The sequence below is a fragment of the Frigidibacter sp. genome, assembly GCF_030695035.1.
Classification (GTDB): Bacteria; Pseudomonadota; Alphaproteobacteria; order Rhodobacterales; family Rhodobacteraceae; genus Frigidibacter.
In genome coordinates this window covers 279,482-303,877 of the sequence record NZ_JAUYTT010000005.1, presented here as the reverse complement: position 1 = coordinate 303,877, position 24,396 = coordinate 279,482, and the positions used below count along the sequence as shown (strand labels likewise).

The window sequence follows — 24,396 nt, the reverse complement described above, 5'->3', positions numbered from 1 at the left end:
CCGCCGGGCGCATTTGCCGAGGACCAACATGACAGCTGCCGATACCAACACCGTCGATCCGGCCGAAGTGGCGAAATTCGAGGCGATGGCCGCAGAATGGTGGGACCCGAACGGCAAGTTCCGCCCGCTGCATCTGATGAACCCCTGCCGGCTGGACTACATCACCCGCCAGATCGCGGCGGAGTTCGGGCGCGATTTGACCGGCCCTGAGCCTTTCGCCGGGCTGCAGCTGCTGGATATCGGCTGCGGCGGCGGGCTGCTGGCCGAACCGATGGCGCGGCTGGGGGCCACAGTGGTCGGCGCCGATGCCGCCCCGCGCAACATCCCGGTGGCGCAGCTTCATGCGGAACAGTCGGGGCTGCAGATCGACTATCGCCACACCACCGCCGAGGCGCTGGCAGCGGCGGGCGAGCAGTTCGACGTCGTGCTGAACATGGAAGTGGTGGAGCATGTGGCGAGCCCGATCGACTACCTGACCGCCTGCCGGATGCTGCTGAAACCGGGCGGGCTGATGATCTGCTCCACCCTCAACCGCAATGCCAAGTCGTTCATGATGGCGATTGTCGGCGCGGAATGGGTGATGCGCTGGCTGCCCAAGGGCACGCATGACTGGGCGAAGTTCATCACCCCGGATGAGCTTTACGGGCTGCTGCGCCAAGCGGGCCTTGATCCGGTAGACCGGCAGGGCATGGTGTTCAACCCGCTTGGCTGGTCATGGTCGCTGTCTGCGACCGACCTGAGTGTGAACTACGTCACCGCCAGCGTGAAGCGGGCCTGACGGTCAGTCCTTCTTGTCGGGAGCCCTGTTGCCGGGCGTCTTCTTGTCGGGTGCTGGCACAGGGTCGCCCTTGATGAACTCATCAGGCGTGTGCGCACTGCCCTCATGGTCATCCTGCGCATTCTGATGGCGCGTCGTCTTCGGGCGCTTCTCTTCGGCTTCCTTGGGGGAGTTGGGCATGGCGGCGGTCCTTCTGCTGCTGGGGTCCAACGCGGCAGGGGCGCGAAGGTTCAGTCGCCGAGGCCGAGTCGGCTGCGGAACTCTCGCAGCACCGGCAGCACGGCACGCACCTTGTCGGCCCCCACGGCCTTCACCACCTCGGACAGCACCGGCGTCAGTGCCGCCAGCGCCGCATCGCGCGCGGCGCGCCCGGCGGGGCTGATCGACACGAATTTGCGGCGGGCATCGTCCCAATCGGGGCGGATATGCACATGCCCGGCCCATTCCAGTTTTGACAGCGTGTTGGTCATCGCACCGCGCGTCACATGGAAGGTCAGCGCCAGCTGCGCCGGGGTGCGTTCCTCCTGCGAGCGGGCCAGATGGTTAAGCACCGAGAAATGCGAGATTTCCATGCCCCTGGGCAGTGCCTTCTGCACAACGCCGCGCGCCAGTTGATCTGCCATGAACACTTCAGCGAACAGCGCCGCAGCCAGGGACTCGATCTGGTGATCGACCGCGTCGGTCATCGGGGATCGCCAAAGAACAGGGCGGCGCGCATCGCTTAGCCCTTCAACATCGCGTCAAGCTTGCCGGCCTTGTCCAGCGCGTGGATGTCATCCGACCCGCCGACCGCCTGCCCGCCGATGAATATCTGCGGCACAGAAGTGCGGCCCTTGGCGCGCTGCATCATCTCGGCGCGCTTGGCCTGATCGGAGCTGACATCGGTTTCCTCGAAGGCAACGCCCTTCGCCGTCAGCAGCCGCTTGGCGGCGACGCAATAGGGGCACCAGGGGGTCGTATAGATTTCAACGCGTTGCATGGGAGGGTCCTTGTTCTGTTAAGGACCATATAAGGAGTCAGCCGTCCTTCGCAACGCGCGCAAGCGCCAGGATCGAAACCGAACCCGCGCCCGCGGCCTGCAATGCGTCCGCGGCGGCGGCAAAAGTCGCGCCAGAGGTCATCACGTCATCGACGATAAGCACGGACCGCCCGGCAAGGCGTGCGCCGCGGGCGGGGTTGACGCGAATCGCCTCTGCCATGTTCTCGAACCGCTCATGGCGGCCGCGGCCCTCCTGGCTCGGCGTGGCGCGGGTCCGCTGCAGCAGGTCTGGGCAATGGTCCAGGCCCGCCAGCCTCGCCAATGCGCCCGACAGCAGCGCCGATTGGTTGAAGCGCCGCTTCAGGAACCGCCGCCAGTGCAACGGGATTGGCGTGACCAGCATTCCGGGCAGCAGGATCGGCGCGGCCGAAGCGGCGAGCCAGCCCGCCAAGGGCCGCGCCAGATCCTGCCGGTCGCCATGTTTCAGCGCCAGCACCAGCCGGCGCCCGGTATCGCGATACACCAGCACCGCGCGGCCCCGGTCCCAGGGGCGGGCGATGGTCAGGCAATCGTCGCAGAACTCTGCCCGGCCGTCCGCCTCCCCCGGCAACGGGGTTCCGCATTTGTCGCAGGCGAGGCCGCGGATGAAGCCGGTGTCGCGCCAGCAGTCGGGGCAGAGGCCGAACTCCTCGGCCACCGCGCCGCCGCAAGAGATGCATTGCGGCGGGAACAGGAGGCGCAAGCCGCGCCGCAAGCCACCTCGCAGCCCGCTTTGCATTCCTTCCCGAAGCCCCGTAAGCTCTGCGCCCATGCTGCCCCCCAGTCCTCCGCACCTGACCGACCGCAAGGCGCTAGCCCTGCACCGTGCCCGCGCCACCCTGCAGGGCGCGGACCTGTTCCTGCACCAGGATGCGGCGGACGAGATCCAGCAAAGGCTGAGTGAGGTTAACAGGAGGTTTACGGCACCAGCGATCGTGACGGGATTCCCGGAGTTCTGGCGCAATGTCCTGCCCGGTGCGCGGGTGGTGCCGGATGACGACCGCCTCGATCTGGCCGAGGGCGCTCATGATCTGGTCATCCACGCGATGTGCCTGCATTGGGCGAACGATCCGGTAGGGCAGCTCGTGCAATGCCGCCGGGCGCTTGCGCCGGACGGGCTGTTCCTGGGCGTGCTGTTCGGCGGGCAAACGCTGGCGGAACTGCGCGCCGCGCTGGCCGAGGCCGAGGTGGCGCTGACCGGCGGGCTGTCGCCCCGGGTGCTGCCGATGGGCGAAATCCGCGATCTGGGCGGGCTGCTGCAACGCGCCGGGCTGGCGCTGCCGGTGGCCGATGCCGCGGTGAAGACGGTGCATTACCGCGACCTGTGGCACCTGACGCGCGACCTGCGCGGGATGGGCGAGACCAACGCGCTGGCCGCCCGCCGCCCCGGCCCGCTGCCCCGGCCGGTGCTGGCCCGCGCGGCAGAGATCTATTCCGAGAGCTTCCCCGCGCCTGAAGGCCGGATCAGCGCCAGTTTCGAGACCATTTTCCTGACCGGCTGGGCCCCGCATGAGGGCCAGCAGGCCCCGCTGCGCCCCGGATCGGCGACGCACCGGCTGGCCGATGCGCTGCGGATCCCGGAAGACGGCTCAGGCTGAGGCCAAGGCCGCCTCGTCCAGCGCCGCAAGGAAGCTTTCCGACCACCAATGCACGTCCTGCCGCAGCAGGCCCTCCATCAGCGCCTCGTAGCGCCGGCTGCGTTCCGAGCGGGGCATGGTCAGCGCCGTCAGCATCGTCGCCGCGATCTGCTCGTCATCATGCGGGTTGACCATCAGCGCGTCGGTCATCTGCTCGGCGGCGCCGGCAAATCGGCTGAGGATCAGGACGCCCGGATCATTGGGGTTCTGCGCGGCGATGAACTCTTTCGCCACCAGATTCATCCCGTCCATCAGCGGGGTCACCAAGGCCACATGCGCGGCGCGATAGAGGCCCGCCAGCGTTTCGCGCGGGATCGGGCGGTGGATGTAGCGGATCGGGGCCCAGGTGATGTCGGCGAAGCGGCCATTGATGCGGCCGGCCAGATGCTCCAGCTCATCGCGGATGTCGTCATAGGCCTTCACGCCCTCGCGCGTGGGCGGCGAGATCTGCAGAAGCGACACATGCCGGTGCCAGTCCTCATGCCGTTCGAGGAAGGTGCCAAAGGCGCGGAACCGCTGCGGCAGGCCTTTGGAATAATCCAGCCGGTCCACGCCGATCATCATCTGCCGGGTGGGTTTGACGATGCCCTGCGGCAGCATCTCGAACTGTTCCGCCGCCAGCTTGGCGAAGTCGGCGGCGTCGATGCCGATGGGGAAGGCGACCACGCGGGTGGTCTCCTTGCCGAGCCGCAGCGTGTCGCCCTCGCCTTCCTCTGCACCGCCCAGAAGCGTCAGGCCGACGCGGGCATGAACCACGTCCCGCTCCACCTGCAGGCCGACCAGATCATAGCGCATCAGCCATTTGCACATCTCGGCACCGTAGGGCATCGCCTGCATCGCCAGATGCGTCGGGAACGGCGTGTGCAGGAAGAAGCCGATGGCATTCTTCGCCCCCAGCAGCCGCAGCTCATGCGCCAGTGGCATCAGGTGGAAGTCATGCACCCACAGCCGGTCATCGGGGCGCAGGATGCCAATCAGCATCTTGGCCAGCCGCCGGTTCACGCTGCGATAGGCGTCGTAATACTCGCTGCGGATCTCCATCAGGTCGGTGCGGTCATGGAACAGCGGCCAGAGCACCGAATTGGCGTAGCCGGCGTAGTAGTTGTCCTTGTCCTCGGGCGAGAGATCGAAACTCAGCCGCCGGAACTTGCCGCCTTCGATCTCGGTGAAGGTGTCGGCGGGGTTCTCGACCGTTTCGGCGGCAGAGCCGATCCAGATGCCCCCGGTCCGCTCCAGCACATCGGCGAGGGCCACGACGAGGCCCCCCGACGGGTTGGGGCCAAGGGGAATGCGGTTCGAGATGCAGATGAGCCTGCCCATGAAAATGTCTCCTGTTCAGGTTTCTGTCGCTGCGGCAAGCCAGGTGCGGACGGCATCGGGCCCTGAGAGACGCCAGCGCGCCGCGCTGTCCCCCTCGCCGACCTTCACGCCCATTCCGCCAAGCTCCTGCGCCCAGATCAGCGCCGGCTCGTCGGTGGTGTCGTCGCCCAGATAGACCGGGCGGCGCCCGGCAAAGGGTGCGGCACCGGCCAGCAACCGCAGCGCCGTGTCCTTGGTCGCGCCTTCGGGGCGCAGCTCAAAGGCCATCTTGGCGGGTTGCAGGGTCAGGCCGGGATGCAGGGCGATCATCTCTTCGGCAAAGGCGCGGGCCATGGCTTCCGCCTCGGGACGGCTGCGGAAGTGGATTGCGGCGCCGTGGGGCTTGGCCTCGGCCAGCAGGTCATTCGCCCCGGCAAACTCGGCAAAGCAGGCGTGCAGCGCGGCGAGGTCCACCGCGTGGCTCGCCCCCGGCAGATCCAGCCCGCGGCTTTCGGCGCCGTGGCTGCCGATCAGCGGGCCGGTGAACTGCGGCAGGAACGCCGCCAGCTCGCCCATTGCCCGACCCGAGACCAGCGCCAGCGCGCCGCCGCACATCGCGTGCAGATCCATCAGCATTTCGGCAAGCCCGTCCGGCACCTGCACCGCATCGGGGCGCGGGGCGATGTCGACAAGCGTGCCGTCAAAATCCAGAAAAATCGCATCCTCATCAGGAACCAGTTCAGGCGGCGCGGTGTTGAGGGTGTCAGTCGTCATTCAATGTCCTGTCCTTGCGGGTTTCTGCGGGCGGCTGCGTCCATCCGTCGATTGACCCCGTGATAAAACGGGTTATGTGCGGTTCGGTTCCGACAAAACGCAGCCCAGACCGCTCTCAGACCAGGACAGATCCCATGAACGAGACCTCTCGCGCCCCCCGCCTGCTGCATGCGCCCGCCGATCATCCGCCGGTGCCGGCCGCGAAGATCGGGATCCTGATCGCCAATCTGGGCACGCCCGACGGGTACGACTACTGGTCCATGCGACGTTACCTGAACGAGTTCCTGTCGGACAAGCGCGTGATCGACTATCCGTCGTGGAAATGGCAGCCGATCCTGCAGGCCATCGTGCTGACCAAGCGCCCCTTCAGCTCTGGCGCGAACTACAAGCTGATCTGGAACACCGAGGCGGATGAAAGCCCGCTGATGACGATTACAAAGGCGCAGGTGGCGAAACTGTCCGCAGAAGTGGCCACGCGCTACGGGTCTGAGGTTATGGTCGATTACTGCATGCGCTACGGCAACCCCTCGACCAAGTCGGTGGTGGACCGGATGGTGAAGGCGGGATGCGAGAAGATCCTGTTCTTCCCGCTTTACCCCCATTACGCCGGTGCCACGTCGGGCACCGCCAATGATGAATTCTTCCGCGCAATGATGACGCAAAAGCGCCAGCCCACTGTGCGGACCACGCCGGAGTATTTCGACCACCCCCTCTATATCGAGGCGCTGGCGCAGTCGGTGGAGCGGGGCTATGCCGCGCTGGAGCGCAAGCCGGACGTGCTGGTCGCCTCCTATCACGGGATGCCGAAGCGCTATCTGATGGAGGGCGACCCCTACCATTGCCAATGCCAGAAAACGTCGCGCCTGCTGCGCGAACGGCTGGGCTGGGACAAGGGCGCGATCGACACCACCTTCCAATCGGTGTTCGGCCCCGAAGAGTGGCTGAAGCCCTACACCGTCAAGCATGTCGCCGAACTGGCCCAGCAGGGGCGCAAACACATTGCCGTGATTTCGCCCGCCTTCTCGGCCGACTGCATCGAGACGCTGGAGGAAATCAACGGCGAGATTCGCGAGGCCTTTGAACATGCGGGCGGCGAAAGCTTCACCTACATCCCCTGCCTGAATGACGATGACGCGCATATCGCTGCGCTGATGGCGGTGATCGGTGACAACCTCGCCGGCTGGATCCACTGACGCTGCGGCCCTTTACCCTGGTGCGACATAATCGCACCAGGGCACGGCAGGGATGTCACGTTCCGCGCAGGGCCGGCAAGCCGTGCCGAAAATAGAAAAAGGCGGTGGAGACCACCGCCTTTTTACGTTCAGACCTTGCGGCCTGGATCTGATTAGTCAGCCGAAACGACGGCAGCAACCAGGATCAGCAGCAGGATCGGCACCAGGATGCCAGCGGACGAGGACGAGGTGTCCTCGACGATGACTTCCGGTTCCACGATCGGTTCAACATAGCCGCCGGCGAAAGCGGTGGAAGCGGCAACCGACAGAGCAGCGGCGAGCGCGATTTTCTTCATGATAACCTCCAGTTAGGCCCTAGGACGATTGCGTGAGGACGGCATAGGGCTCTCAAGTCTGTACCTCGTGTCTCCGTCTAACCAGCATCCGAAACGATTTGCAACGGGCACCTCTTGGTCATGCTGCAGACGGCCTTATGATGTCGTCAAATTAGCAACACCTGCGTGCCTACTTTTGCCAGGCTGAAAAGTTCCTCGATGTGGTCATTGTAAAGCCCCACGCAGCCGTTCGACGACCGCCGCCCGATCTTGCGCGTATCATGGGTGCCGTGGATGCGATAATACTGCCACGACAGGTACAGCGCGTAGGGCCCCAGCGGGTTGTCGGGCGAGCCGCCTTCGACCACATCGGGCCAGTCGGGATTGGTTGCTTTCATCGACGGGGTGGGCCGCCAGGTCGGGGCGACGACCTTCTGCACCACCTCTGTATGCCCCCGCCGCGTCAGCTCTTCCGACACCGGAACCGAGGTCGGGTACAGCTTGTAGATCGTCTGATCCTCGGACCAGTAATGCAGCGCCCGCGACGTGATATCGACCAGGATCGCGCCATTGCGGGTGCTGTTGAAATAGGGCTGCCATTGCAGCGACCGGAAGCTGGAGGCATTGCGCCGCGTGCCGGTGACGATGCTGCCCTCAAGCTCGGTGCTGCCATTCATCGACTGGGCCAGCGCCGGCGCGGCCAGCCCGGAGGCGAAGGCGGCAGCGGTGCCAAGGAATGCACGGCGGCCGAACCCGCCGAGGCGATCTTCACTCATGTTCTCTACTCCTCGATGGGTCGTGGTCCGGCTCTCTACGCCAGATCGCCGTTCAGGATATTGGGTTTGCGGCACTGCCGCAAATCAAACCCGCGTAATTCGGTCGCTTCACGAAGGCTTGGGTTTGATCCGCGCCGGGCAAGGCTGTAAGGCTGGCCGGCAACGGAACATCGGGCCAGAACCAATGACACCCCTTCACGGACTTCTTCTTACCGCCGCCCTCGCGCTCTCGGCCTGCGCCACGGGCGAGCCGCCGCGCCTTGGCCCCGACGGCAAGCCGATGCCGCGGGCCTATCTGATCCAGCCGGGGACGGAAGGCGAGGTTCAGTATCGCCTGCTGGATTCGGTGAACGCCCTGCGCTCGGCACGGGGCGCGACGCCGCTCCAGCTCAACTCGGCCCTGAACGCCGCCGCCGCGACCCATTCGCGCGACATGGCGGTGCAGAACCGGCCCTGGCACTTCGGCTCTGACGGCTCCTCGCCGATCGACCGGGTGCGCCGCGCGGGCTACATGGGCACGATGCTGGGCGAGAACATCTCCGAGACCTTCGAGACAGAGCTGGAAACCCTCTCTGCCTGGATGGGCGATGCGACCACCGCTGCCGTCGTCGTCGACCCGGCAGCGCGGGATCTGGGCTTTGCCTGGTATCAGGAGCCAAGCGGCAAGCTCTGGTGGACGATGATCACCGGCGGCTGAAAACACAAAGGGCGGCTCGGGGGCCGCCCTTTTGCATTTGGCTGCCCAGGGGCTTACGGCGCGATGATGATCGGCGTTCCGTCGCGCAGCATCGCATAGATATCCTCAATCTCTTTGTCCTTTACGGCGATACAGCCCGCGGTCCAGTCGGGCGGCGCGCCCTTGTTCTTGCCGGCCTGGCCGTGGATGAAGATGTCGCCCCCCGGCCGCTTGCCCACCGCCTCGGCGGCCTGGCGGTCATAGGGGTTGGGGTAGGAGATGCCGACAGACAGGTGATAGGCGCTGTTGGGGTTGCGCCGGTCGATGTAGTAAACGCCTTCAGGCGTGCGACCGTCACCTTCGAACTGCTTGTGGCCCTGCGGCGCGAAGCCAAGCGCGATGTCATAGGATTCCAGCACCTTGGTGTGGTGCAACAGATACATCTTGCGCGCGGTCTTGTTCACATAGACCTGCGTTACCTCGGGCCCCTTGTAGGTCTTGAACTTCGAATCCCCACAAGCCGCAAGCGTTGCGAGTCCTGCAAGCAGCAGAAGTGTTCTGATGATGCGCATGAGGAAAAGTGCCTGTCCCGTTTTTTCCAGTGATACACTGGAATCACTTCGCCGCAAAGATGGCCGGACTGGACTCACGGAACGGTGAGCCTATCGCGAGAACCGCGCCACCAGCTCCACATGCGGCGACCAGCGGAACTGGTCCACCACCTGCAGCCAGTCGATCCGGTAGCCGCCCGCCAGCAGCAGCCGCGCGTCACGGGCGAAGGTGACGGGGTTGCAGGACACTGCGGCGATCACCGGGACCGCGCTGCGCGCGAGCTCCGCCGCCTGCGCTTCGGCCCCGGCCCGCGGCGGGTCGATCACCACGGCCCCGAAGCGGCGCAGCTCGTCGGGCAGCAGCGGACGTCGGAACAGATCGCGGGCCTCGGTGCTGACCTTGTGCAGCCCGCCCGCGCGGCGCCAGCCGGTATCCAGGGCGGCGAGCGCGGCGACCTCACTCTCGACTGCATGAACCTCGGCGCGTGATGCGAGCGGCAGGGCGAAGGTGCCCGACCCGGCAAACAGATCGGCGATGCTGCGCACGCCGCCCACAGCCTCCGTGACAGCAGCCAGCAAAGCCGCCTCGCCCTCGGCAGTGGCTTGCAGGAAGGCACCGGCGGCCGGCACCACCTCGGCGGCGCCGAAGCGCTGCGCCGGGGGGCGGCGCGTCGCCACCGGCTCACCGTTCCAGGACAGCCGCGCCAGATCGCCGGCTTCGGCAAGCCCCGCCAGCGCCGCGAACAGGGCTGCGTCCATCGGCTTGCCGCCCGTCACCGCCAGATCCAAGCCGCCGGTCGTCAGCGTGACCATCAGCCCCAGCTCGCCCTGACGGCTTGCCCCTGCCACCGTCACCTCGCGCAGCAGCGGCAGCGTGGCCATTAGCGCCGGGTGCAGCAGCAGGCACTGCTCGATCTCGGTCAGCATCTCTGACGCGCGACCGTGAAAGCCGACCAGAGCGCCCTTCTTGGTGCGCCGCCCCGCCAGCGTGGCACGGCGGCGCGACCGGGCGGGCGAGGTCACCACCGGGCGCAGCGGCGCCTCCAGCCCCTGCCCTGCCAGCGCAGAGCGCACGACATCGGCTTTCCACCCCTCCACGAACCCGTCCGAGGCGTATTGCAGCGAACACCCCCCACAGGCGCGGAAATGCGGACAAGGCGCGCGCACTCGGTCGGGTGAGGGCGTGATGATCCGCGGCGCGGCGATGCGGCCCGCCACCGGCTCGCCCTCCACCACCTCCCCCGGCAGCGCCTGCGCCACATAGACGGGCCCCTCCGGTCCCTGTGCGATGGCGTCGCCCAGATGGCCCAGCCTGTCGATGGTCAGGATCACTCGGCGGCCTCATCAGCTTCATCGGTGCCGATGAACCCGCCCGACTGCCGATTCCAGTAGCGCGCATAGAGCCCGCCTTGCGCCAGCAACTCGGCATGGCTGCCCTGCTCGACGATGCGCCCGTCTTCCATCACCACGATCCGGTCCATCTCGGCGATGGTGGACAGGCGGTGCGCGATGGCCAGCACGGTCTTGCCCTGCATCACCTGCACCAGCGCAGTCTGGATCGACGCCTCCACCTCTGAGTCCAGCGCACTCGTCGCCTCGTCCAGCACCAGAATCGGCGCGTCCTTGACGAAGGCGCGGGCCAGCGCGATCCGCTGGCGCTGCCCGCCCGACAGCTTCACCCCCCGCTCGCCCAGATAGGCATCATAGCCGGTGCGGCCGGTATGATCGATCATGCCCTCGATGAACTCATCCGCTTCGGCGGCGCGGGCCGCGTCCAGCAGCTCCGCATCGCTGGCATCGGGCCGGCCGTAGCGGATGTTGTCGCGGGCCGAGCGGTTGAACATCGCGGTTTCCTGCGTGACCATGCCGATCTGCCGCCGCAGGCTTTCCTGCGTGATCTCGCGCACGTCCTGGCCATCGACCAGCAGCCGCCCCTTTTCCACGTCGTAAAGCCGCAGCAGCAAGGCCACCAGCGTGGATTTCCCCGCGCCGGAACCGCCGACGATCCCCAGCCTCTCGCCCGGCGCGATGTGGAGCGAGATGTTGCGCACCCCGCCCTGCTTGCGTCCATAGCTGAAGCTGACATCCTCGAAGGTGATCTCGCCGCGGATCTTCTGAAGGCCCACCGCCGCCGGCGCGTCCTGCAGGCCATGCGGTACCGCCAGCGTGGCCATCGCATCCTCGACCTCGCCGACCGAAGTGTAGATCGACATCAACGTGAAGCTGACCCAGCCCGACATCTGCGCGATCCGCATCGAGATCGCCCCCGCCGCCGCGATGGCCCCGGCCGTCGTCAGCCCCTGCTGCCACAGCAGCAGCGTGCCGCCGATCAGCAGCACGGGCAGCAGCCCCGCCAACGTCATCAGCGCGGTGCGGAACCAGGTGGAGATGATCCCAAACTCCACGCTCTTCTCGCGGAACCGCTCCATCGCCTTCAGCGCGACCTGATCCTCATAGGCGGCATGGGCGAACAGCTTGACCGTCTTGATATTGGTGATCGTGTCCACGACCTGCCCCGACACCATCGCCCGCGCCGCGGCCCGCGCTGCAGAGTTTTCACGCACGCGGGGCATGAAATGGCGGATCAGAAGCACATAGGCCACCAGCCAGACCGCCAGCGCCAGCGCGACCCGGTAATCGACCGCGATCAGGAAGATGACCGAACCGATGATCGAGGCAAGCGCGAAGCAGACGGTGTTGATGATCTCGGTCGCCACATCGGTGACCGCCCGCGCCGCCTGCATCTGCTTCTGGCTGATGCGCCCGGCAAAATCGTTGTCGAAGAAGGTGACCGCCTGCCCCAGCGTCCAGCGGTGCAGCCGGCTCAGCACCAGCGGCATGACATTGGGTCCGACGATGATGGCGTTGGAGGCCGAGGCAAAGCCGAAAGCCATCGGCCGCAGCACAAGGTAGAACAGCACGAACAGCGCCAGCATTCCCGATTGCGCGCTGAAATAGCTCTCCGGCCCCGCAGCCAGCGCCCCGTCGATCAGCCAGCCGAGGATCAGCGCCGACACCACCTCCAGCGAGCCGGTCAGCGCCGAGATCGCCCCGGCTACGCCCAGCATCGGCCACGCCCCGTCAAGGCACCAGCGCATGAAAGGCCACAGCTTGCGCGGCGGCTCTCCTGTCGCGGGGCGGAAGGCGTCGATCAGGTTGCCCAGCCGTTTCATCGAGCTCACTCTGCTGCGTCCTCCGTGCCGATGAAGCCGCCCGATTGCCGCTCCCAGAACCGGGCATAAAGCCCGCCGCTGGCCAGCAGCTCCCCGTGGCTGCCCTGCTCGGCGATGCGGCCATCCTCGATCACCACGATCCGGTCCATATGGGCGATGGTCGACAGGCGGTGCGCGATGGCGATCACCGTCTTGCCCTCCATCACGCCATAGAGCGTGTCCTGGATCGCCGCCTCGACCTCGCTGTCGAGCGCGCTTGTCGCCTCGTCCAGCACCAGGATCGGCGCGTCTTTCAGGATGACCCGCGCCAGCGCCACCCGCTGCCGCTGGCCGCCCGACAGTTTCACGCCCCGCTCACCGACCTGCGCGTCATAGCCCGCACGCCCCTCGGGATCTTGCAGCGTCAGGATGAAGTCATGCGCCTCCGCCCGTTGCGCCGCCTCGATCATCTCTGCCTCGGTGGCATCGGGGCGGCCATAGAGGATGTTCTCGCGCACCGAACGATGCAGAAGGCTGCTGTCCTGCTGCACCATGCCGATGCGGGCGCGCAGGCTGTCTTGAGTCACCTGCGCGATGTCCTGCCCGTCGATCAGGATCCGCCCGCCCTCGGCGTCGTAGAAGCGCAGCAGCAGCTTCACCAGCGTGGATTTCCCCGCGCCAGAGCGGCCGATCAGCCCCACCTTCTCGCCCGGGGCAATCGACAGGCTGATCCGGTCCAGACCGCCGCTGCCACGGCCATAGTGGTGCGACAGGCCCTGCACCTCGATCCGCCCGTCGGTCAGGTTCAGGGGCTTGGCATCCTTCACGTCGGTCAGCGCGATGGGTTGGGCGATGGTCTCCATCCCCTCGGCCACCACGCCAAGCGCCTGCACGAGGCCCGTGGTCGCCCACATCACCCAATAGGTCATGTTGTTCAGCCGCAGCACCAGCGCGGCCGCCGCGGCCACCACGCCGACAGTGGCCGATCCCTGATACCACAGCACCACGGCCCAGCCGGTCACGCCCACGATCAGCAGACCGTTCAGCAGCGTCAGCACCACATCCATCGTGGTGATGATCCGCATTTCCTTCTGGAAGGTCGTGCGCGCATGTTCGATGGCGTCGCGGGCATAGGTGATCTCGCGATCATGATGCGCGAACAGCTTCACCGAATGGATGTTGGAATAGCTGTCCACCACCCGCCCGGTGATCGCAGACCGCGCATCGGACGAGGCCTTGGCCGCCGGCCCCGCCCGCCCGATCGTCCAGCGCAGCAGCAGCCCGTATCCCAGCAGCCACAGCAGCAGCGGTACCACCAGCCGCGGGTCGGACCCGGCCAGCAGCGCGATGGAGCCGATGACCGTGGTGACGGCAAAGGCCACCGCGTCGAAGGTCTGGAACACCGCGTCCCCGGCGGCGGGCGGCGTCTGCATGATCCGGTTGGCGATGCGGCCGGCAAAATCGTTCTCGAACCACCCGACCGGCTGGCGCAGCACATGGCGATGCGCCCGCCAGCGGATCAGCGTGCCGAAGTTGGGCAAGATGGTGTTGTGCAGCAGCGCCACGTCGGCCCCCGCCAGCACGGGGCGCAGGAACACGATGGCGAGGCCGGCCAGAATGAACTCCGTCCCATGCTCGGCCCAGACCGCCGCCGGCGCGCCGCTGGCCAGCAGGTCGACCATGCGCCCCACATACCAGATCAGCACCACATCCAGCGCAGCGACGATCACCGACAGCAGCGCCGTCGCGGCGAACACCGCCTTGAACGGCCGGCAATAGTTCCACAGGAACGGCCACAGCTTGCGCGGCGGCACGTCCGACTCGGTGTAAGCCGCGAAGGGATCGACAAGATTTTCGAAGAAGCGGAACATGGGAGGGCGCGCCTTTTCCGTTGCCCCCCGCATATAAACCTGTTTGCCGGGAAGGGAAACCGCCGGTCAGCCGAGGAGGTCTTCGCGCCCAAGGGTGAAACCCGAGGCGATCCAGCGCGCCTGCAGCTCTGCCAGCCGCGCGCCGAGGGCAGGGCCTTCATGCGCGGGCATCAGGTCGGCGGCCTTCACCGGGAAGGTGGCCTGGGCACCCTTGGCCACCGCCTCTTCCCACCCCTCCGGCAAGGGCTGCTCCATCACCGCCGCCCGCGCCAGCAGCGCATCGCGCGCCATGTCGGTACCGTGGACAAAGCCCAATTCCGCCGGCCCCGCCATGCTGCCGATCAGCCCGCGCAACAGGTCCAGCCGACGCGCATCGGCGCGGGACAGTCGCAGCCGCTCTACCGGGTCATCGCCGCCGAGAACCGCCAGACGCCGGATCGCGTCGGGGGCCAGCCCGTCCTCCAGATGCACCAGCGGCGCCAGCGCCCGCATCTCGGCCCCCGGCAGCACATGGGCAAGAACGCCGCTGATCTGCATCGCCGCCATTACCGGCGCGGGGTCGGGCGCGGCCAGCAGCTTGCGCATCTCGCCGCCCACTCGTTCGCGGGAAAGCGTCTCTATTCCAGCCGAATGCTCGGCACAGGCGGCGAGGCCGTCCGCATCCAGCCCCTCCCCTGCATCGCCATACCAGGCGTGAAAGCGGAAGAAGCGCAGGATGCGCAGATAGTCCTCGCGGATGCGGGCATCGGCATCGCCGACGAACCGTACCCGCCGCGCCCGCAGGTCGGCGAGGCCACCCAGCGGATCGACCACCGTGCCATCCGCCTGCGCATAAAGCGCGTTCATGGTGAAGTCGCGGCGCGAGGCGTCATCCTCGACTCTGTCCGCGAAGGCCACGGTCGCGTGGCGGCCGAAGGTTTCCACATCGCGGCGGAAGGTCGTCACCTCATGCGGGACATGGGCGGCGATCACCGTCACCGTGCCATGGTCAAACCCCGTCGGCACCGCTTTCAGGCCCGCGGCCGCCGCCAGGTCCATCACCCGCTGCGGCGGCGCGTCGGTGGCGATGTCGATATCGCTGACCGGCGCGCCCAGCAGGGCGTTGCGCACGCAGCCGCCCACCAGCAGCGCCCGGTGCCCCGCGTCCCCAAGCATCGCCAGCACCGCCTGAAGCCCCGGCTCTGCTATCCAGTCATCCGTGATCCGCATCTTCGGCCATCCGATCCGCCAGCGCTTTGAGCATACGCGCGGTCGCGCCCCAGATGTAATAGGGGCCGTAGGGGGCCACCCAATAGGGCCGCTGTACCCCGAGCCAGCGCCGATGCTCGATGCGATAGCGCGCGGGGTTGCCGACATGCGACAGCGGCACGGTGAAGACCTCCTCCACCTCGCCCGCCTCGGGCACCGGCATAAACGCCCCGCGGATGCGCGCCAGAACCGGGGTCACCACAAAACCCGTCACCGTCTCATGCGCCGGCATCACGCCCAGAACCTCGACGCGGTCGCGGGGCAGCCCCACCTCCTCCTCCGCCTCTCGCAGGGCGGCATCCACCGAACCCTCATCCCCCGGATCGACCTTGCCGCCCGGAAAGGCGATCTGCCCCGGATGGTGCTTGAGCCGCGAGGAGCGCTTGGTCAGCACCACCTCGGGCCCGCGTGGCCCGTCCTGAAACGCCACCAGCACCCCGGCCGCGCGCAGCACCCGGCCCGCGGGCAAGGTGATGCCGCGGGCCAGGTCATAATCCGACGAGGGCCGCCCCGGACGCGCCAGCGCCCGGATCACCGGGGCCAGCGGGTCACGGGGGGCCAGCGTATCAGGCATCGTCACCCTCCGGCGTGCGCGTCGCCTCGAACCCCAGCGTCAGCGGGTCCAGCACGTAATGCGCGCCGCAGAACTGGCAATCGGCGGTAACGGTGCCTTCGGGCGTCGTCATGTAGCGGATGTCCTTGGCCGAATAGATCGACAGGCTCTGCCGGACCTTCTGGGCCGAGCAGGTGCAACCGAACTCCACCCGCTGCGGATCGTAGACACGGGTGCCTTCCTCGTGGAACAGCCGCACCAGCAGGTCGGTCGGCTGCACGGTCGGGCCGATCAACTCCAGCTCCTCGACCGTGTCGAGCAGCAGGTTGGCGCGGGTCCAGTTCTCGCCCTCATCACCATCCAGCAGATCCGATGCCGACAGCAGCCCGCCCTCGCCGCTGCCGCCTTCCAGCGCGACAAAGGGCGATGCCTTGGGCATGTGCTGCAGCATCACCCCGCCCGCCCGCCAACGCTCGGAGCGGCCCGCGAGGGTGGAGCGGCCATAGGACAGCGCAAACCGGGTCGGCAGCTGTTCGGACTGCGCGAAATACGCCTCGGCGCAGTCCGACAACGACTCGCCGGCAATCGGGGTCAGGCCCTGATAGGGCACGGTGCCCTCGCCCTGGTCGATCAGCACCGCGAAATAGCCCTTGCCGATCAGATCGAACGGCCGCACGCCCTCGACCAGACGGTCGGCATCATAGCTGGCCCAGGCACGGATCCGCGCCGGCTCTCCCTCGGCCGTAGGGCCGTAGTAATCGGTGGCGATGATCCGGGCCGGCCCGTCGCCGCGGATCTGCAGCGACAGCTTCCAGCGCAGGTCGATGGTCTGGCCGATCATCGCGGTCAGCAGCGCAGCCTCCGCCACCAGCGCCTCGATGGCCGCGGGGTAGTTGTGCTGCCTCAGGACATTTTCCAGGACGCCATCCAGCCGCGCGACACGGCCACGGATATCGGCCTTGTCGAGTTGAAACGGCAGGACGGTATCGTCCCAGGCGATCTGCGACAGCGTGGTCATGGGGTATCCTTCGGGGGAGACTTCAGACGAGTCTTGGGGGGTTTTCTTGGCGCTTGCGCCTTGGCATACCGCGATCATATAGGCGCGGCAACGCTTGGACCAAGGGGTATGCAATGATCAGACGGGTGGGCGAGCCGCCGAAAGCCGGGCAGCGCTACACGCGGAGGCCCGGGGTTTACGCGGTGCTGGCGCTGGCAGGCGACGTGCTGCTGACCCATCAATCCGCCCCGGTGCCGGAGTTTCAGCTGCCCGGCGGCGGGATCGATCCGGGCGAGCACCCCCTGCGCGCCCTGCACCGCGAGGTGATGGAGGAAACCGGCTGGACCATCGCGGGGGCACGGAGGCTGGGGGCATTCCGGCGCTTCACCTACATGCCGGAATATGACCTTTGGGCCGAGAAGCTCTGCACCGTCTATCTGGCGCGCCCGGTGCGCCCGCTGGGGCCGCCCACTGAACCCGGGCACAGCGCCGTCTGGATGTCCGCGGCGGATGCAGCGGCGCATCTGGGGAATGAGGGCGACCGGCATTTCCTGATGGAGGCGATGGCCCGGCACCGCTAGCCGACATTCTCCTTGGCGCCGTGAAACTCGAAGAACACCGCCGACACATCATCGGTGAACGCGCCGCCCGTGAACGCCTCCAGATCCCAGACAAGCGCCTCGAGAAACGCTGGTCCGCCAAGCCCGGCACTGCGGGTCATCAGGCGCGACAGTCCCTGCTCGCCCAGTTGCACCCCCTCGGCATCCGCCGCCTCGGTGATCCCGTCCGAGGCCAGAAGCAGCCGGTCGCCGGGGCGCAGCGTAGCGGTGAAGTCCTGATAGGCCGCGCCCTCCAGCAGCCCGACCGGCAGGCCGCCTGCACCAAGATAGTCGATTCGCCCGCAGGCCCGCTGGATCGCCGGGTGCGGATGCCCGGCCTGAACCATCGCCACCTGCCCCGAGATCAGGTCCACATCGGCATAAAGCAGGGTGAAGTAGGTTTCAGTGTCCATCTCCTCCAGCAGCACGCGGTTCAGATGCGCGGCAACCTCGGCGGGCGGGCGAGCGTCGTAGATGCCGAAATCCGACAGCACCAGCGCAATGTTCTGTTCCGGCGAGGTACCCGACAGCAGCCCCGCCAGCCGCGCCGTCATCAGCGCCGAGGTGACGCCATGCCCCGACACGTCGATAGAGAACAGCCCGACCCGGCGCGCGTTGATCGGAAAGAACCCGACCAGATCGCCACCCACATGGCCCGAGGGGCGCAGCAGCAGCGACACCTCGGCATTGCCAAAGCTCCGATGGCGCTCGCGCACCAGGCTTTGCTGCAGCTTGCGCGCCTCGATCAGGTCGCGGTCCAGCGAGTCGTAGAGGGATTGCAGGGCATCGAGGGTCGAGGATACCAGTCGGTTCTTCTCGTTCAGCTCGCGCTCCATCCGCAAGATCCGCTCGCCCGCGGCGATCCGCGCCCTCAGCTCCTGACCATTCACCGGCTTGGTCAGGAAATCATCCGCCCCCGATTGCAACCCCTCTGCCACGTCGTTGGTTTCGGTCTTCGAGGTCAGCAGGATGAAGTACACATAGCGGCCCAGCATCTGCGCCCGGAAGGCCCGGCAGAACTCAAGCCCGTCCATCCCCGGCATCATCCAGTCCGACAGGATCAGGTCGGGCACCAGCCGCGCCGCAATCTCCAGCGCCTCGGCGCCCGAGGCAGCCTCGATCACCTCATAGCCCGCGCGGGCCAGCGTGGCCGACAGGATGCGGCGCTGCATCCGGCTGTCATCGACGACCAGCACCCGGCGCACCGCCCCGAAGCCGGGGCTGCCGTCCTCCGTGATCTGCGTCTGTTGGGGCAGCTTCAAGGTCGGTGGCTCCTCCTCGCTTCGGGCCATTAATACTGTGCGGCGTTAAGGGGCGATGAAGTTGCAAATGTGCAGGAGATGCCGACCCGGATTAACCGCCCGTTAAACGCGCGGGATCATGGTGGCCCTTGGTGTGTGGGGCATCATTGGGTGAGGTGTGGGATGATCGATTGGGATCGAGTGGTGGAATTGTGCTCTGAAATTGGCGCGGAGGGGTTTGGCGAGGTCGTCGATCTGTTCCTTGATGAGGTGGAAGGCGTCGTGATGCGCCTTGGCACCGCGCCGGACCCGGCAAAGTTCGAGGATGACCTGCATTTCCTGAAGGGCAGCGCCTGGAACCTTGGCTTCGCCGCCTTCGGCGCGCTGTGCCAAGATGGCGAGCGCAAGGCCGTCGCCGGGCGCGGGGGTGAGATCGACATTGCGGCGATCCTCGCCTGCTACGGCGCCTCGCGGCAGGAGTTCATGCTGCGGCTCGGCGAGTTTTGCAGCGCCGAGGGGCGCAGCGCCGCAGCCTAGATCAGGAACTCGGCCAAGGCTTCGTCATCGGTAATGTCCCGATAGGCGAAGCCGGCCGCATCCAGAAGGGCCGTCAGCCGGCCAAAGCTGTCGGCCTGCTTGGTCTCGATGCCGATCAGGACCGAGCCGAAGTTGCGCGCCGATTTCTTCAGGTATTCGAAGCGGGCGATGTCGTCATCGGGGCCTAGCATCTCCAGAAACTCGCGCAGGGCACCGGGGCGCTGCGGCATCCGCAGGATGAAGTATTTCTTCAGCCCGGCAAAGCGTTGCGCGCGTTCCTTCACCTCGGGCAGACGTTCGAAGTCGAAATTGCCGCCCGACGTCACGCAGACCACCGTCTTGCCCGCGATCCGGTCTGCCAACAGCGGCAGCACGTCGATGGACAGCGCGCCCGCCGGTTCCAGCACGATCCCCTCGACATTCAGCATCTCCAGCATGGTGCCGCAGATCCGGTCCTCGGGCGCCAGAAGCACCTGATCGGGGCTTGCCCAAGCCAGCCGCGCAAAGGTGCGGGCACCGATCCGGGCCACCGCCGCGCCATCGACGAAGCTGTTCACCCGCTTCAGCGTCACCGGCTCCCCGGCCTGCAGCGCCGCCATCAGGCTGGCGCCGCCAAGCGGCTCGACAAAGCGATAGTCCACCTCTGGCGCCACCTCGCGCAGGTAGCTGGTCACGCCCGCCGACAGCCCGCCGCCACCCACCGGCAGCACCACCAGATCGGGCGCGCGGCCAAGCTGCTCCATCATCTCCACCGCGACCGAGGCCTGGCCCAGGATCACGTCCTCATCATCGAAGGGCGCCAGGAAATGCGCCCCCGCCTGCGCACAGAACGTCTGGGCCGAGGCGAGCGTCTGGTCGAAATAATCCCCCGTCAGCACGATCTGCACCTTGTCGCCGCCAAAGGCGCGGGTCTTGTCGATCTTCTGCTGCGGCGTCGTGACCGGCATGAAGATGGTGCCCTGCACGCCGAAATGCCGGCAGGCAAAGGCCATGCCCTGCGCGTGGTTGCCGGCGCTGGCGCAGACGAAATGCCCCTGCCCCGGCTGCGCATCGCGCACCTTGCGCATCGCAGTGAAGGCGCCGCGCAGCTTGTAGCTGCGCACCGGCGTCAGATCCTCGCGCTTCAGCCAGATCTCGGCACCGTAGCGGGCCGACAGGAAGTCGTTCCGCTGCAAGGGGGTTGGGTCAAACAGGTCGCGCAAGGCTGCCGTGGCAAGGCGGGCGTTCTGGGGAAAATCGGTCATCCGCCAGTCCTGCCGCTGCCGTTCCGGCTTGGCAAGCCCGATCCGGCATTGCGCCCGATACAATTTGCCGAAGCCCTGCCCAAGCGCGGGCCTTGTCGCACAGGGAAAAACCGACTACGCCCGCGTGTCAGTTGACCCAATGCGATGGAGCCGCCCTGATGTCCGCGCCCAAGAAAGTCGTCCTCGCCTATTCCGGCGGCCTCGATACCTCGATCATCCTCAAATGGCTGCAGACGGAATACGGCTGCGAGGTCGTGACTTTCACCGCCGATCTCGGCCAGGGCGAAGAGCTGGAACCCGCGCGCCAGAAGGCGATCATGCTGGGGATCAAGCCCGAGAACATCCATATCGTCGATGTGCGCGAGGAGTTTGTGCGGGATTTCGTGTTCCCGATGTTCCGCGCCAACGCGCTCTATGAAGGGCTGTATCTGCTGGGCACCTCGATCGCGCGGCCGCTGATCTCGCAGCATCTGGTGCGGATCGCGCATGAGACGGGCGCAGACGCGGTGTCTCATGGCGCCACCGGCAAGGGCAATGACCAGGTGCGGTTCGAGCTTTCGGCCTATGCGCTCGACCCCTCGATCCGGGTGATCGCGCCGTGGCGCGAGTGGGATCTGTCCTCGCGCACCAAGCTACTGGAATTCGCCGAGGCCAACCAGATCCCGATCGCCAAGGACAAGCGCGGCGAGGCGCCGTTCAGCGTGGACGCGAACCTGCTGCACACCTCCTCCGAGGGCAAGGTGCTGGAGAACCCGGGCGAGGAAGCCCCGGATTATGTGTATCAGCGCACCGTCAGCCCCGAACAGGCGCCCGATCAGGCCGAAATGGTGGAGATCACCTTCGAGAAGGGCGATGCCGTGGCGATCAATGGCGAGGCGATGAGCCCGGCCACGATCCTGACGAAGCTCAACGAGCTGGGTGGCAAGCACGGCATCGGCCGGCTGGATCTGGTGGAGAACCGCTTCGTGGGGATGAAATCGCGCGGGATTTATGAGACCCCCGGCGGCACCATCCTGCTGGAGGCGCATCGCGGGATCGAGCAGATCACACTCGACAGCGGCGCGGGGCACCTCAAGGACTCGATCATGCCGCGCTATGCGGAACTGATCTACAATGGCTTCTGGTTCAGCCCCGAGCGCGAGATGCTGCAGGCGCTGATCGACAAGAGCCAGGAGCATGTGACCGGCACCGTGCGCGTGAAGCTGTACAAGGGCTTTGCCCGAACCGTGGCGCGCTGGTCGGACCATTCGCTCTATTCCGAGGCGCATGTGACCTTCGAGGAAGACGCCGGCGCCTATGACCAGAAGGACGCGGCGGGCTTCATCCGCCTGAACGCGCTGCGGCTGAAACTGCTGGCCACGCGGAACGCGCGGTTCAAGTAAGCGAGGCGCAGCAACGGGTTACGGGCGGTTCCTCACGGGGCCGCCCTTTTTCTATGCAATGCGGGTCCGTGACGCAGCGGCACACTTGCCCGGCTTTTGGCCCCGCAGCAGGGTGCCCTGAGATGGCAAGGGGGCGCTGATGGCACTGGACAGGATCACCGAGAAGATGCGCGAGAAACTGGCGGTGACGCCGTTCTCCGGCTCGCTGAAATTCGACTGCGGCGAGGCGGGGGTGATCGTGCTGGCGGATGGCACGGCGAGCCGGGACGACCGGGCGGCGGATTGCACGATCCGTATCACCGAGGACAATCTGGTGAAGCTGCTGACCGGCAAGCTGAATCCGATGACGGGGGTGGTGACGGGCAAGCTGAAGGTGTCTGGCGACCCGACGGTGGCGATGAAGCTGGCGAAGCTGATCGGCTGAACGCGCATCGACAAGGGCATGGATGCGTACCATCCCTGCCCTTGTCCGTGGATTTATGCGTGCCGTTTACCGTCGCAGGGCGCCCGCGACGGCGTGGATATGCTCCGTCCCGATCCCGCAGCAGCCGCCGATGATCGTGGCACCCCCCGCCGCCCAGCCTTGTGCCATCGCCGTATAGGCTGATGTCGTCAGGTCATCCCGTACCGCGCTGACCACCTCATTCGCGCCGCCATCCTCATCTTGCGAGGTGAAGGCATTGGCGTAGACGCCAAGCGGGATCCGGTCGCCGATCACCGCGCGGGCGGCGTCCAGCGCGCCCTGCATCACCTCGGGCATCGAGCAGTTGAACAGCATCGCCGAGGCCCCGACGCGCAGCGCCAATGTCGCCGCCTCCGCCACCGGCTGGCCAGAGCGCAGGCAGGGCTCGTCCGTCGCCTCATCGCCATCGCGCAGGGTGAAGGACAGCCAGATCGGTTTGCCGGTGCCGGCCACGGCCTTGGCGGCCGCCTCGGCCTCCTCTAGGCTGCTCTGGGTTTCGGCCAGCCACAGGTCGACATGGGGCGCAAGGCCCGCGACCAGCGGGGCCAGCAGTGCTGCGGCCTCGCCTGCGCGGAAGAGGTCGGGGCGGTAGGAGCCGAAGACCGGCGGCAAGGAGCCGGCCACCTGCACACCGGTGCCAGCATCCGCCGCCTCGCGGGCAAGCCGCCCGGCCAGCGAGGCCAGACGCTCGGCATCGGCATCGAACCGGGCCTGACCGATGTGGAAGGGCACAAGCGCGTAGCTGTTGGTGGTGATGACGGTCGCCCCCGCCGCAACGAAGCGCTCATGCGCGGCGCGCACCGTCTCGGGTGCCTCCATCAGCGCCAGCGCCGACCATTCGGGTTGGCGGAAGGGGGCGCCGCTACGCTCGAGCTCGCGGCCCATGCCGCCGTCCAGGATCGTGATCATGTGGGGTTGTCCTTTGTGCGGTTGATGGTATCGAGGGCGTGTTGAAGGTCGCCGATCAGGTCTTCCGCCGCCTCCAGCCCGATGGAGAGCCGGATCAGATCCGCCGGGCAGCGGGTGCCCGGGCCCTCGGTCGCCGCCCGTCGCTCGATCAGGCTTTCGGTCGAGCCGAGCGAGGTGGCGCGGCGGAAGATGCGCACCGCCGCCACCACGGCATCGGCGCGGGCGGCAGTGCCCATCCGGAAGGACAGCATCGGCCCGAAACCATTGGTGTACTGCGCGCAGGCGATGGCGTGCTGCGGATGGTCCGGCAGGCCGGGATAATGGACCGTCAGCCCCTGATCCGCCAACCAGACCGCCAGCCGCGCGGCCGTGGCCGAGGCCCGCTCCATCCGCAGCACGAAGGTGCGCAGGCCGCGCAGCAGCAGCCATTCGCTGAAGGGGGCCAGGATCGTGCCGGTATCGGTGCGGTGCTGGACCAGCGCCGCGCGCGCGTCGGGATCGGCCAGGGCCAGTGCTCCTGCCATCAGGTCGCCATGCCCGTTCAGGAACTTGGTCGCCGAATGCAGCACCACATCGGCCCCAAGTGTCAGCGGGCGGATGTGGTGGGGCGTGGCGGCGGTCGCATCGACCAGCAGCAGCGCGCCCGCGCCGTGCGACAGGGCCGACAGGCGGCGCAGGTCCGGCACCTGCCACAGCGGGTTGCCGGGAAACTCTGCCCAGACCATGCCCACACGTCCCGATGACAACTGCGCGGCGACGGCAGCAAGGTCGGTCATCTCGACCAGTCGCAGCGACAGCCCGCGCGCGGCAGTGGCGCGCTGCACGATGCCGCGAAACTCGTAATAGCCCTCGGCCTCCAGCAAGACCTCGCGCCCCGGCGGCACAAGGGCCAGCGCTGCTTGCGCCGCCGAGGCGCCAGAGGCGAAGGCGAGAGCGCTTGCCGCCTCATCCAGCCGGGCGAGGATCGTTTCCAGCAGCGTCTCGCCGTCTGGGCCAGAGCGGGCATAGCCACGCGACGGCCCGCCCGGCTGCGCGGCATGGGTGACCGACAGCCGCAGCGGCGGGACCAGCCCGCCTGCGCCATCGGTGACGCCGTCCAGCCCGGCAAGGAGGGTGTCGATCTTCATCTTCTTGTGCAACCGCCCAAAATTTCGTCGTATCTCGTCTTGAGGATTGACTGTCGA

At 67.1% G+C, this 24,396-nt stretch carries 27 protein-coding genes; 8 read left to right on the top strand and 19 right to left on the bottom strand.

Features of this window, described 5'->3' with window-relative positions:
* Positions 1–28 precede the first annotated feature (28 nt).
* Positions 29–778, top strand: a complete 750-nt coding sequence (gene ubiG, locus Q8S30_RS03475; protein ID WP_305664644.1) for a bifunctional 2-polyprenyl-6-hydroxyphenol methylase/3-demethylubiquinol 3-O-methyltransferase UbiG — start codon at positions 29–31, stop codon at positions 776–778.
* Positions 779–781: 3 nt separating this feature from the next.
* On the opposite strand, the gene Q8S30_RS03470 is transcribed toward ubiG, so the two are convergent.
* Genes Q8S30_RS03470 through Q8S30_RS03455 form a run of 4 tightly spaced genes read right to left on the bottom strand, consistent with a single transcriptional unit; the run spans position 782 to position 2,535 of the window.
* The gene (locus Q8S30_RS03470) at positions 782–958 is read right to left on the bottom strand and encodes a hypothetical protein (RefSeq protein ID WP_305664643.1); all 177 of its coding nucleotides are present in this window, start codon (positions 956–958) and stop codon (positions 782–784) included.
* A 50-nt stretch (positions 959–1,008) separates the two neighbouring features.
* Positions 1,009–1,464, bottom strand: a complete 456-nt coding sequence (locus Q8S30_RS03465) for a MarR family winged helix-turn-helix transcriptional regulator (RefSeq protein WP_305664642.1) — start codon at positions 1,462–1,464, stop codon at positions 1,009–1,011.
* A gap of 35 nt (positions 1,465–1,499) precedes the next feature.
* On the bottom strand, positions 1,500–1,757 hold the full coding sequence (gene grxC, locus Q8S30_RS03460; RefSeq protein ID WP_305664641.1) for a glutaredoxin 3: 258 nt from the start codon (positions 1,755–1,757) through the stop codon (positions 1,500–1,502).
* A gap of 37 nt (positions 1,758–1,794) precedes the next feature.
* On the bottom strand, positions 1,795–2,535 hold the full coding sequence (locus Q8S30_RS03455) for a double zinc ribbon domain-containing protein (RefSeq protein ID WP_305664758.1): 741 nt from the start codon (positions 2,533–2,535) through the stop codon (positions 1,795–1,797).
* A gap of 31 nt (positions 2,536–2,566) precedes the next feature.
* Here Q8S30_RS03455 and Q8S30_RS03450 point away from each other — a divergent pair, with 31 nt between their 5' ends.
* Positions 2,567–3,394 carry a methyltransferase domain-containing protein gene (locus tag Q8S30_RS03450; RefSeq protein ID WP_305664640.1) on the top strand — a complete coding sequence of 276 codons (828 nt, stop codon included), beginning with the start codon at positions 2,567–2,569 and terminating at the stop codon, positions 3,392–3,394.
* On the opposite strand, the gene Q8S30_RS03445 is transcribed toward Q8S30_RS03450, so the two are convergent.
* The gene (locus tag Q8S30_RS03445) at positions 3,386–4,753 is read right to left on the bottom strand and encodes a trehalose-6-phosphate synthase (protein WP_305664639.1); all 1,368 of its coding nucleotides are present in this window, start codon (positions 4,751–4,753) and stop codon (positions 3,386–3,388) included. The genes Q8S30_RS03450 and Q8S30_RS03445 overlap by 9 nt on opposite strands.
* A 15-nt stretch (positions 4,754–4,768) precedes the next feature.
* Positions 4,769–5,506 carry a trehalose-phosphatase gene (otsB, locus tag Q8S30_RS03440; protein WP_305664638.1) on the bottom strand — a complete coding sequence of 246 codons (738 nt, stop codon included), beginning with the start codon at positions 5,504–5,506 and terminating at the stop codon, positions 4,769–4,771.
* A 134-nt stretch (positions 5,507–5,640) separates the two neighbouring features.
* On the opposite strand from otsB, the gene hemH reads away from it, so the two are divergent.
* On the top strand, positions 5,641–6,699 hold the full coding sequence (hemH, locus tag Q8S30_RS03435; protein ID WP_305664637.1) for a ferrochelatase: 1,059 nt from the start codon (positions 5,641–5,643) through the stop codon (positions 6,697–6,699).
* A 152-nt stretch (positions 6,700–6,851) separates the two neighbouring features.
* Here the strand turns inward: hemH and Q8S30_RS03430 are convergent, their stop codons facing one another.
* Together Q8S30_RS03430 and Q8S30_RS03425 are read right to left on the bottom strand one after the other, a co-directional pair.
* Positions 6,852–7,034: a hypothetical protein gene (locus tag Q8S30_RS03430; RefSeq protein ID WP_305664636.1), complete on the bottom strand. Its 183-nt coding sequence runs from the start codon at positions 7,032–7,034 to the stop codon at positions 6,852–6,854.
* 146 nt (positions 7,035–7,180) lie between these two features.
* Entirely contained in the window at positions 7,181–7,789 is a 609-nt protein-coding gene (locus Q8S30_RS03425; RefSeq protein ID WP_305664635.1) for a L,D-transpeptidase, read from the bottom strand.
* 184 nt (positions 7,790–7,973) lie between these two features.
* On the opposite strand from Q8S30_RS03425, the gene Q8S30_RS03420 reads away from it, so the two are divergent.
* Positions 7,974–8,486 (top strand): CAP domain-containing protein, encoded by a 513-nt coding sequence (locus Q8S30_RS03420; protein ID WP_305664634.1) that lies wholly within the window; start codon positions 7,974–7,976, stop codon positions 8,484–8,486.
* A gap of 53 nt (positions 8,487–8,539) precedes the next feature.
* Here Q8S30_RS03420 and Q8S30_RS03415 read toward each other — a convergent pair whose 3' ends face one another.
* The 7 genes from Q8S30_RS03415 to Q8S30_RS03385 form a co-directional block, all read right to left on the bottom strand.
* Positions 8,540–9,037 carry a murein L,D-transpeptidase family protein gene (locus tag Q8S30_RS03415; RefSeq protein WP_305664633.1) on the bottom strand — a complete coding sequence of 166 codons (498 nt, stop codon included), beginning with the start codon at positions 9,035–9,037 and terminating at the stop codon, positions 8,540–8,542.
* 90 nt (positions 9,038–9,127) lie between these two features.
* On the bottom strand, positions 9,128–10,348 hold the full coding sequence (locus tag Q8S30_RS03410; protein WP_305664632.1) for a class I SAM-dependent RNA methyltransferase: 1,221 nt from the start codon (positions 10,346–10,348) through the stop codon (positions 9,128–9,130).
* Positions 10,345–12,189, bottom strand: a complete 1,845-nt coding sequence (locus Q8S30_RS03405) for an ABC transporter ATP-binding protein (RefSeq protein ID WP_305664757.1) — start codon at positions 12,187–12,189, stop codon at positions 10,345–10,347. Before Q8S30_RS03405 ends, Q8S30_RS03410 begins: the two co-directional genes overlap by 4 nt.
* Before the next feature lie 5 nt (positions 12,190–12,194).
* Entirely contained in the window at positions 12,195–14,039 is a 1,845-nt protein-coding gene (locus Q8S30_RS03400; protein ID WP_305664631.1) for an ABC transporter ATP-binding protein, read from the bottom strand.
* A 66-nt stretch (positions 14,040–14,105) separates the two neighbouring features.
* Positions 14,106–15,248, bottom strand: a complete 1,143-nt coding sequence (locus Q8S30_RS03395; protein ID WP_305664630.1) for a CCA tRNA nucleotidyltransferase — start codon at positions 15,246–15,248, stop codon at positions 14,106–14,108.
* The gene (locus Q8S30_RS03390; protein ID WP_305664629.1) at positions 15,232–15,861 is read right to left on the bottom strand and encodes a CoA pyrophosphatase; all 630 of its coding nucleotides are present in this window, start codon (positions 15,859–15,861) and stop codon (positions 15,232–15,234) included. The genes Q8S30_RS03395 and Q8S30_RS03390 overlap by 17 nt, the downstream gene beginning before the upstream one ends.
* On the bottom strand, positions 15,854–16,858 hold the full coding sequence (locus tag Q8S30_RS03385; protein WP_305664628.1) for an Hsp33 family molecular chaperone HslO: 1,005 nt from the start codon (positions 16,856–16,858) through the stop codon (positions 15,854–15,856). The genes Q8S30_RS03390 and Q8S30_RS03385 overlap by 8 nt, the downstream gene beginning before the upstream one ends.
* Positions 16,859–16,971: 113 nt before the next feature.
* Here Q8S30_RS03385 and Q8S30_RS03380 point away from each other — a divergent pair, with 113 nt between their 5' ends.
* Positions 16,972–17,418, top strand: a complete 447-nt coding sequence (locus Q8S30_RS03380) for an NUDIX hydrolase (protein ID WP_305664627.1) — start codon at positions 16,972–16,974, stop codon at positions 17,416–17,418.
* On the opposite strand, the gene Q8S30_RS03375 is transcribed toward Q8S30_RS03380, so the two are convergent.
* A complete protein-coding gene (locus Q8S30_RS03375) occupies positions 17,415–18,698 on the bottom strand; it encodes a PP2C family protein-serine/threonine phosphatase (protein WP_371135429.1) in 1,284 nt (427 codons plus the stop codon). The genes Q8S30_RS03380 and Q8S30_RS03375 overlap by 4 nt on opposite strands.
* Before the next feature lie 162 nt (positions 18,699–18,860).
* On the opposite strand from Q8S30_RS03375, the gene Q8S30_RS03370 reads away from it, so the two are divergent.
* Positions 18,861–19,214, top strand: a complete 354-nt coding sequence (locus Q8S30_RS03370; protein ID WP_305664626.1) for an Hpt domain-containing protein — start codon at positions 18,861–18,863, stop codon at positions 19,212–19,214.
* Here Q8S30_RS03370 and ilvA read toward each other — a convergent pair.
* The gene (gene ilvA, locus Q8S30_RS03365; RefSeq protein ID WP_305664625.1) at positions 19,211–20,458 is read right to left on the bottom strand and encodes a threonine ammonia-lyase IlvA; all 1,248 of its coding nucleotides are present in this window, start codon (positions 20,456–20,458) and stop codon (positions 19,211–19,213) included. The genes Q8S30_RS03370 and ilvA overlap by 4 nt on opposite strands.
* A gap of 155 nt (positions 20,459–20,613) precedes the next feature.
* Between ilvA and Q8S30_RS03360 the strand changes: the two genes are divergently transcribed.
* Together Q8S30_RS03360 and Q8S30_RS03355 are read left to right on the top strand one after the other, a co-directional pair.
* Positions 20,614–21,840: an argininosuccinate synthase gene (locus tag Q8S30_RS03360; protein WP_305664755.1), complete on the top strand. Its 1,227-nt coding sequence runs from the start codon at positions 20,614–20,616 to the stop codon at positions 21,838–21,840.
* Positions 21,841–21,979: 139 nt separating this feature from the next.
* Positions 21,980–22,264: an SCP2 sterol-binding domain-containing protein gene (locus Q8S30_RS03355; protein WP_305664624.1), complete on the top strand. Its 285-nt coding sequence runs from the start codon at positions 21,980–21,982 to the stop codon at positions 22,262–22,264.
* 66 nt (positions 22,265–22,330) lie between these two features.
* Here the strand turns inward: Q8S30_RS03355 and Q8S30_RS03350 are convergent, their stop codons facing one another.
* Both Q8S30_RS03350 and Q8S30_RS03345 read right to left on the bottom strand, forming a co-directional pair.
* Positions 22,331–23,212: a homocysteine S-methyltransferase family protein gene (locus Q8S30_RS03350; RefSeq protein ID WP_305664623.1), complete on the bottom strand. Its 882-nt coding sequence runs from the start codon at positions 23,210–23,212 to the stop codon at positions 22,331–22,333.
* Positions 23,209–24,339, bottom strand: coding sequence for a PLP-dependent aspartate aminotransferase family protein (locus tag Q8S30_RS03345; protein WP_305664622.1), 1,131 nt, complete (start codon positions 24,337–24,339; stop codon positions 23,209–23,211). The genes Q8S30_RS03350 and Q8S30_RS03345 overlap by 4 nt, the downstream gene beginning before the upstream one ends.
* Between the last annotated feature and the right edge of the window lie 57 nt (positions 24,340–24,396).

Bases quoted from the DNA above. Each gene is read 5' to 3' on its own strand.
- ubiG (WP_305664644.1), top strand. From the start codon at position 29: ATGACAGCTGCCGATACCAACACCGTCGATCCGGCCGAAGTGGCGAAA.
- Q8S30_RS03470 (WP_305664643.1), bottom strand. From the start codon at position 958: ATGCCCAACTCCCCCAAGGAAGCCGAAGAGAAGCGCCCGAAGACGACG.
- Q8S30_RS03465 (WP_305664642.1), bottom strand. From the start codon at position 1,464: ATGACCGACGCGGTCGATCACCAGATCGAGTCCCTGGCTGCGGCGCTG.
- grxC (WP_305664641.1), bottom strand. From the start codon at position 1,757: ATGCAACGCGTTGAAATCTATACGACCCCCTGGTGCCCCTATTGCGTC.
- Q8S30_RS03455 (WP_305664758.1), bottom strand. From the start codon at position 2,535: ATGCAAAGCGGGCTGCGAGGTGGCTTGCGGCGCGGCTTGCGCCTCCTG.
- Q8S30_RS03450 (WP_305664640.1), top strand. From the start codon at position 2,567: ATGCTGCCCCCCAGTCCTCCGCACCTGACCGACCGCAAGGCGCTAGCC.
- Q8S30_RS03445 (WP_305664639.1), bottom strand. From the start codon at position 4,753: ATGGGCAGGCTCATCTGCATCTCGAACCGCATTCCCCTTGGCCCCAAC.
- otsB (WP_305664638.1), bottom strand. From the start codon at position 5,506: ATGACGACTGACACCCTCAACACCGCGCCGCCTGAACTGGTTCCTGAT.
- hemH (WP_305664637.1), top strand. From the start codon at position 5,641: ATGAACGAGACCTCTCGCGCCCCCCGCCTGCTGCATGCGCCCGCCGAT.
- Q8S30_RS03430 (WP_305664636.1), bottom strand. From the start codon at position 7,034: ATGAAGAAAATCGCGCTCGCCGCTGCTCTGTCGGTTGCCGCTTCCACC.
- Q8S30_RS03425 (WP_305664635.1), bottom strand. From the start codon at position 7,789: ATGAGTGAAGATCGCCTCGGCGGGTTCGGCCGCCGTGCATTCCTTGGC.
- Q8S30_RS03420 (WP_305664634.1), top strand. From the start codon at position 7,974: ATGACACCCCTTCACGGACTTCTTCTTACCGCCGCCCTCGCGCTCTCG.
- Q8S30_RS03415 (WP_305664633.1), bottom strand. From the start codon at position 9,037: ATGCGCATCATCAGAACACTTCTGCTGCTTGCAGGACTCGCAACGCTT.
- Q8S30_RS03405 (WP_305664757.1), bottom strand. From the start codon at position 12,189: ATGAAACGGCTGGGCAACCTGATCGACGCCTTCCGCCCCGCGACAGGA.
- Q8S30_RS03400 (WP_305664631.1), bottom strand. From the start codon at position 14,039: ATGTTCCGCTTCTTCGAAAATCTTGTCGATCCCTTCGCGGCTTACACC.
- Q8S30_RS03395 (WP_305664630.1), bottom strand. From the start codon at position 15,248: ATGCGGATCACGGATGACTGGATAGCAGAGCCGGGGCTTCAGGCGGTG.
- Q8S30_RS03390 (WP_305664629.1), bottom strand. From the start codon at position 15,861: ATGCCTGATACGCTGGCCCCCCGTGACCCGCTGGCCCCGGTGATCCGG.
- Q8S30_RS03385 (WP_305664628.1), bottom strand. From the start codon at position 16,858: ATGACCACGCTGTCGCAGATCGCCTGGGACGATACCGTCCTGCCGTTT.
- Q8S30_RS03380 (WP_305664627.1), top strand. From the start codon at position 16,972: ATGATCAGACGGGTGGGCGAGCCGCCGAAAGCCGGGCAGCGCTACACG.
- Q8S30_RS03370 (WP_305664626.1), top strand. From the start codon at position 18,861: ATGATCGATTGGGATCGAGTGGTGGAATTGTGCTCTGAAATTGGCGCG.
- ilvA (WP_305664625.1), bottom strand. From the start codon at position 20,458: ATGACCGATTTTCCCCAGAACGCCCGCCTTGCCACGGCAGCCTTGCGC.
- Q8S30_RS03355 (WP_305664624.1), top strand. From the start codon at position 21,980: ATGGCACTGGACAGGATCACCGAGAAGATGCGCGAGAAACTGGCGGTG.
- Q8S30_RS03350 (WP_305664623.1), bottom strand. From the start codon at position 23,212: ATGATCACGATCCTGGACGGCGGCATGGGCCGCGAGCTCGAGCGTAGC.
- Q8S30_RS03345 (WP_305664622.1), bottom strand. From the start codon at position 24,339: ATGAAGATCGACACCCTCCTTGCCGGGCTGGACGGCGTCACCGATGGC.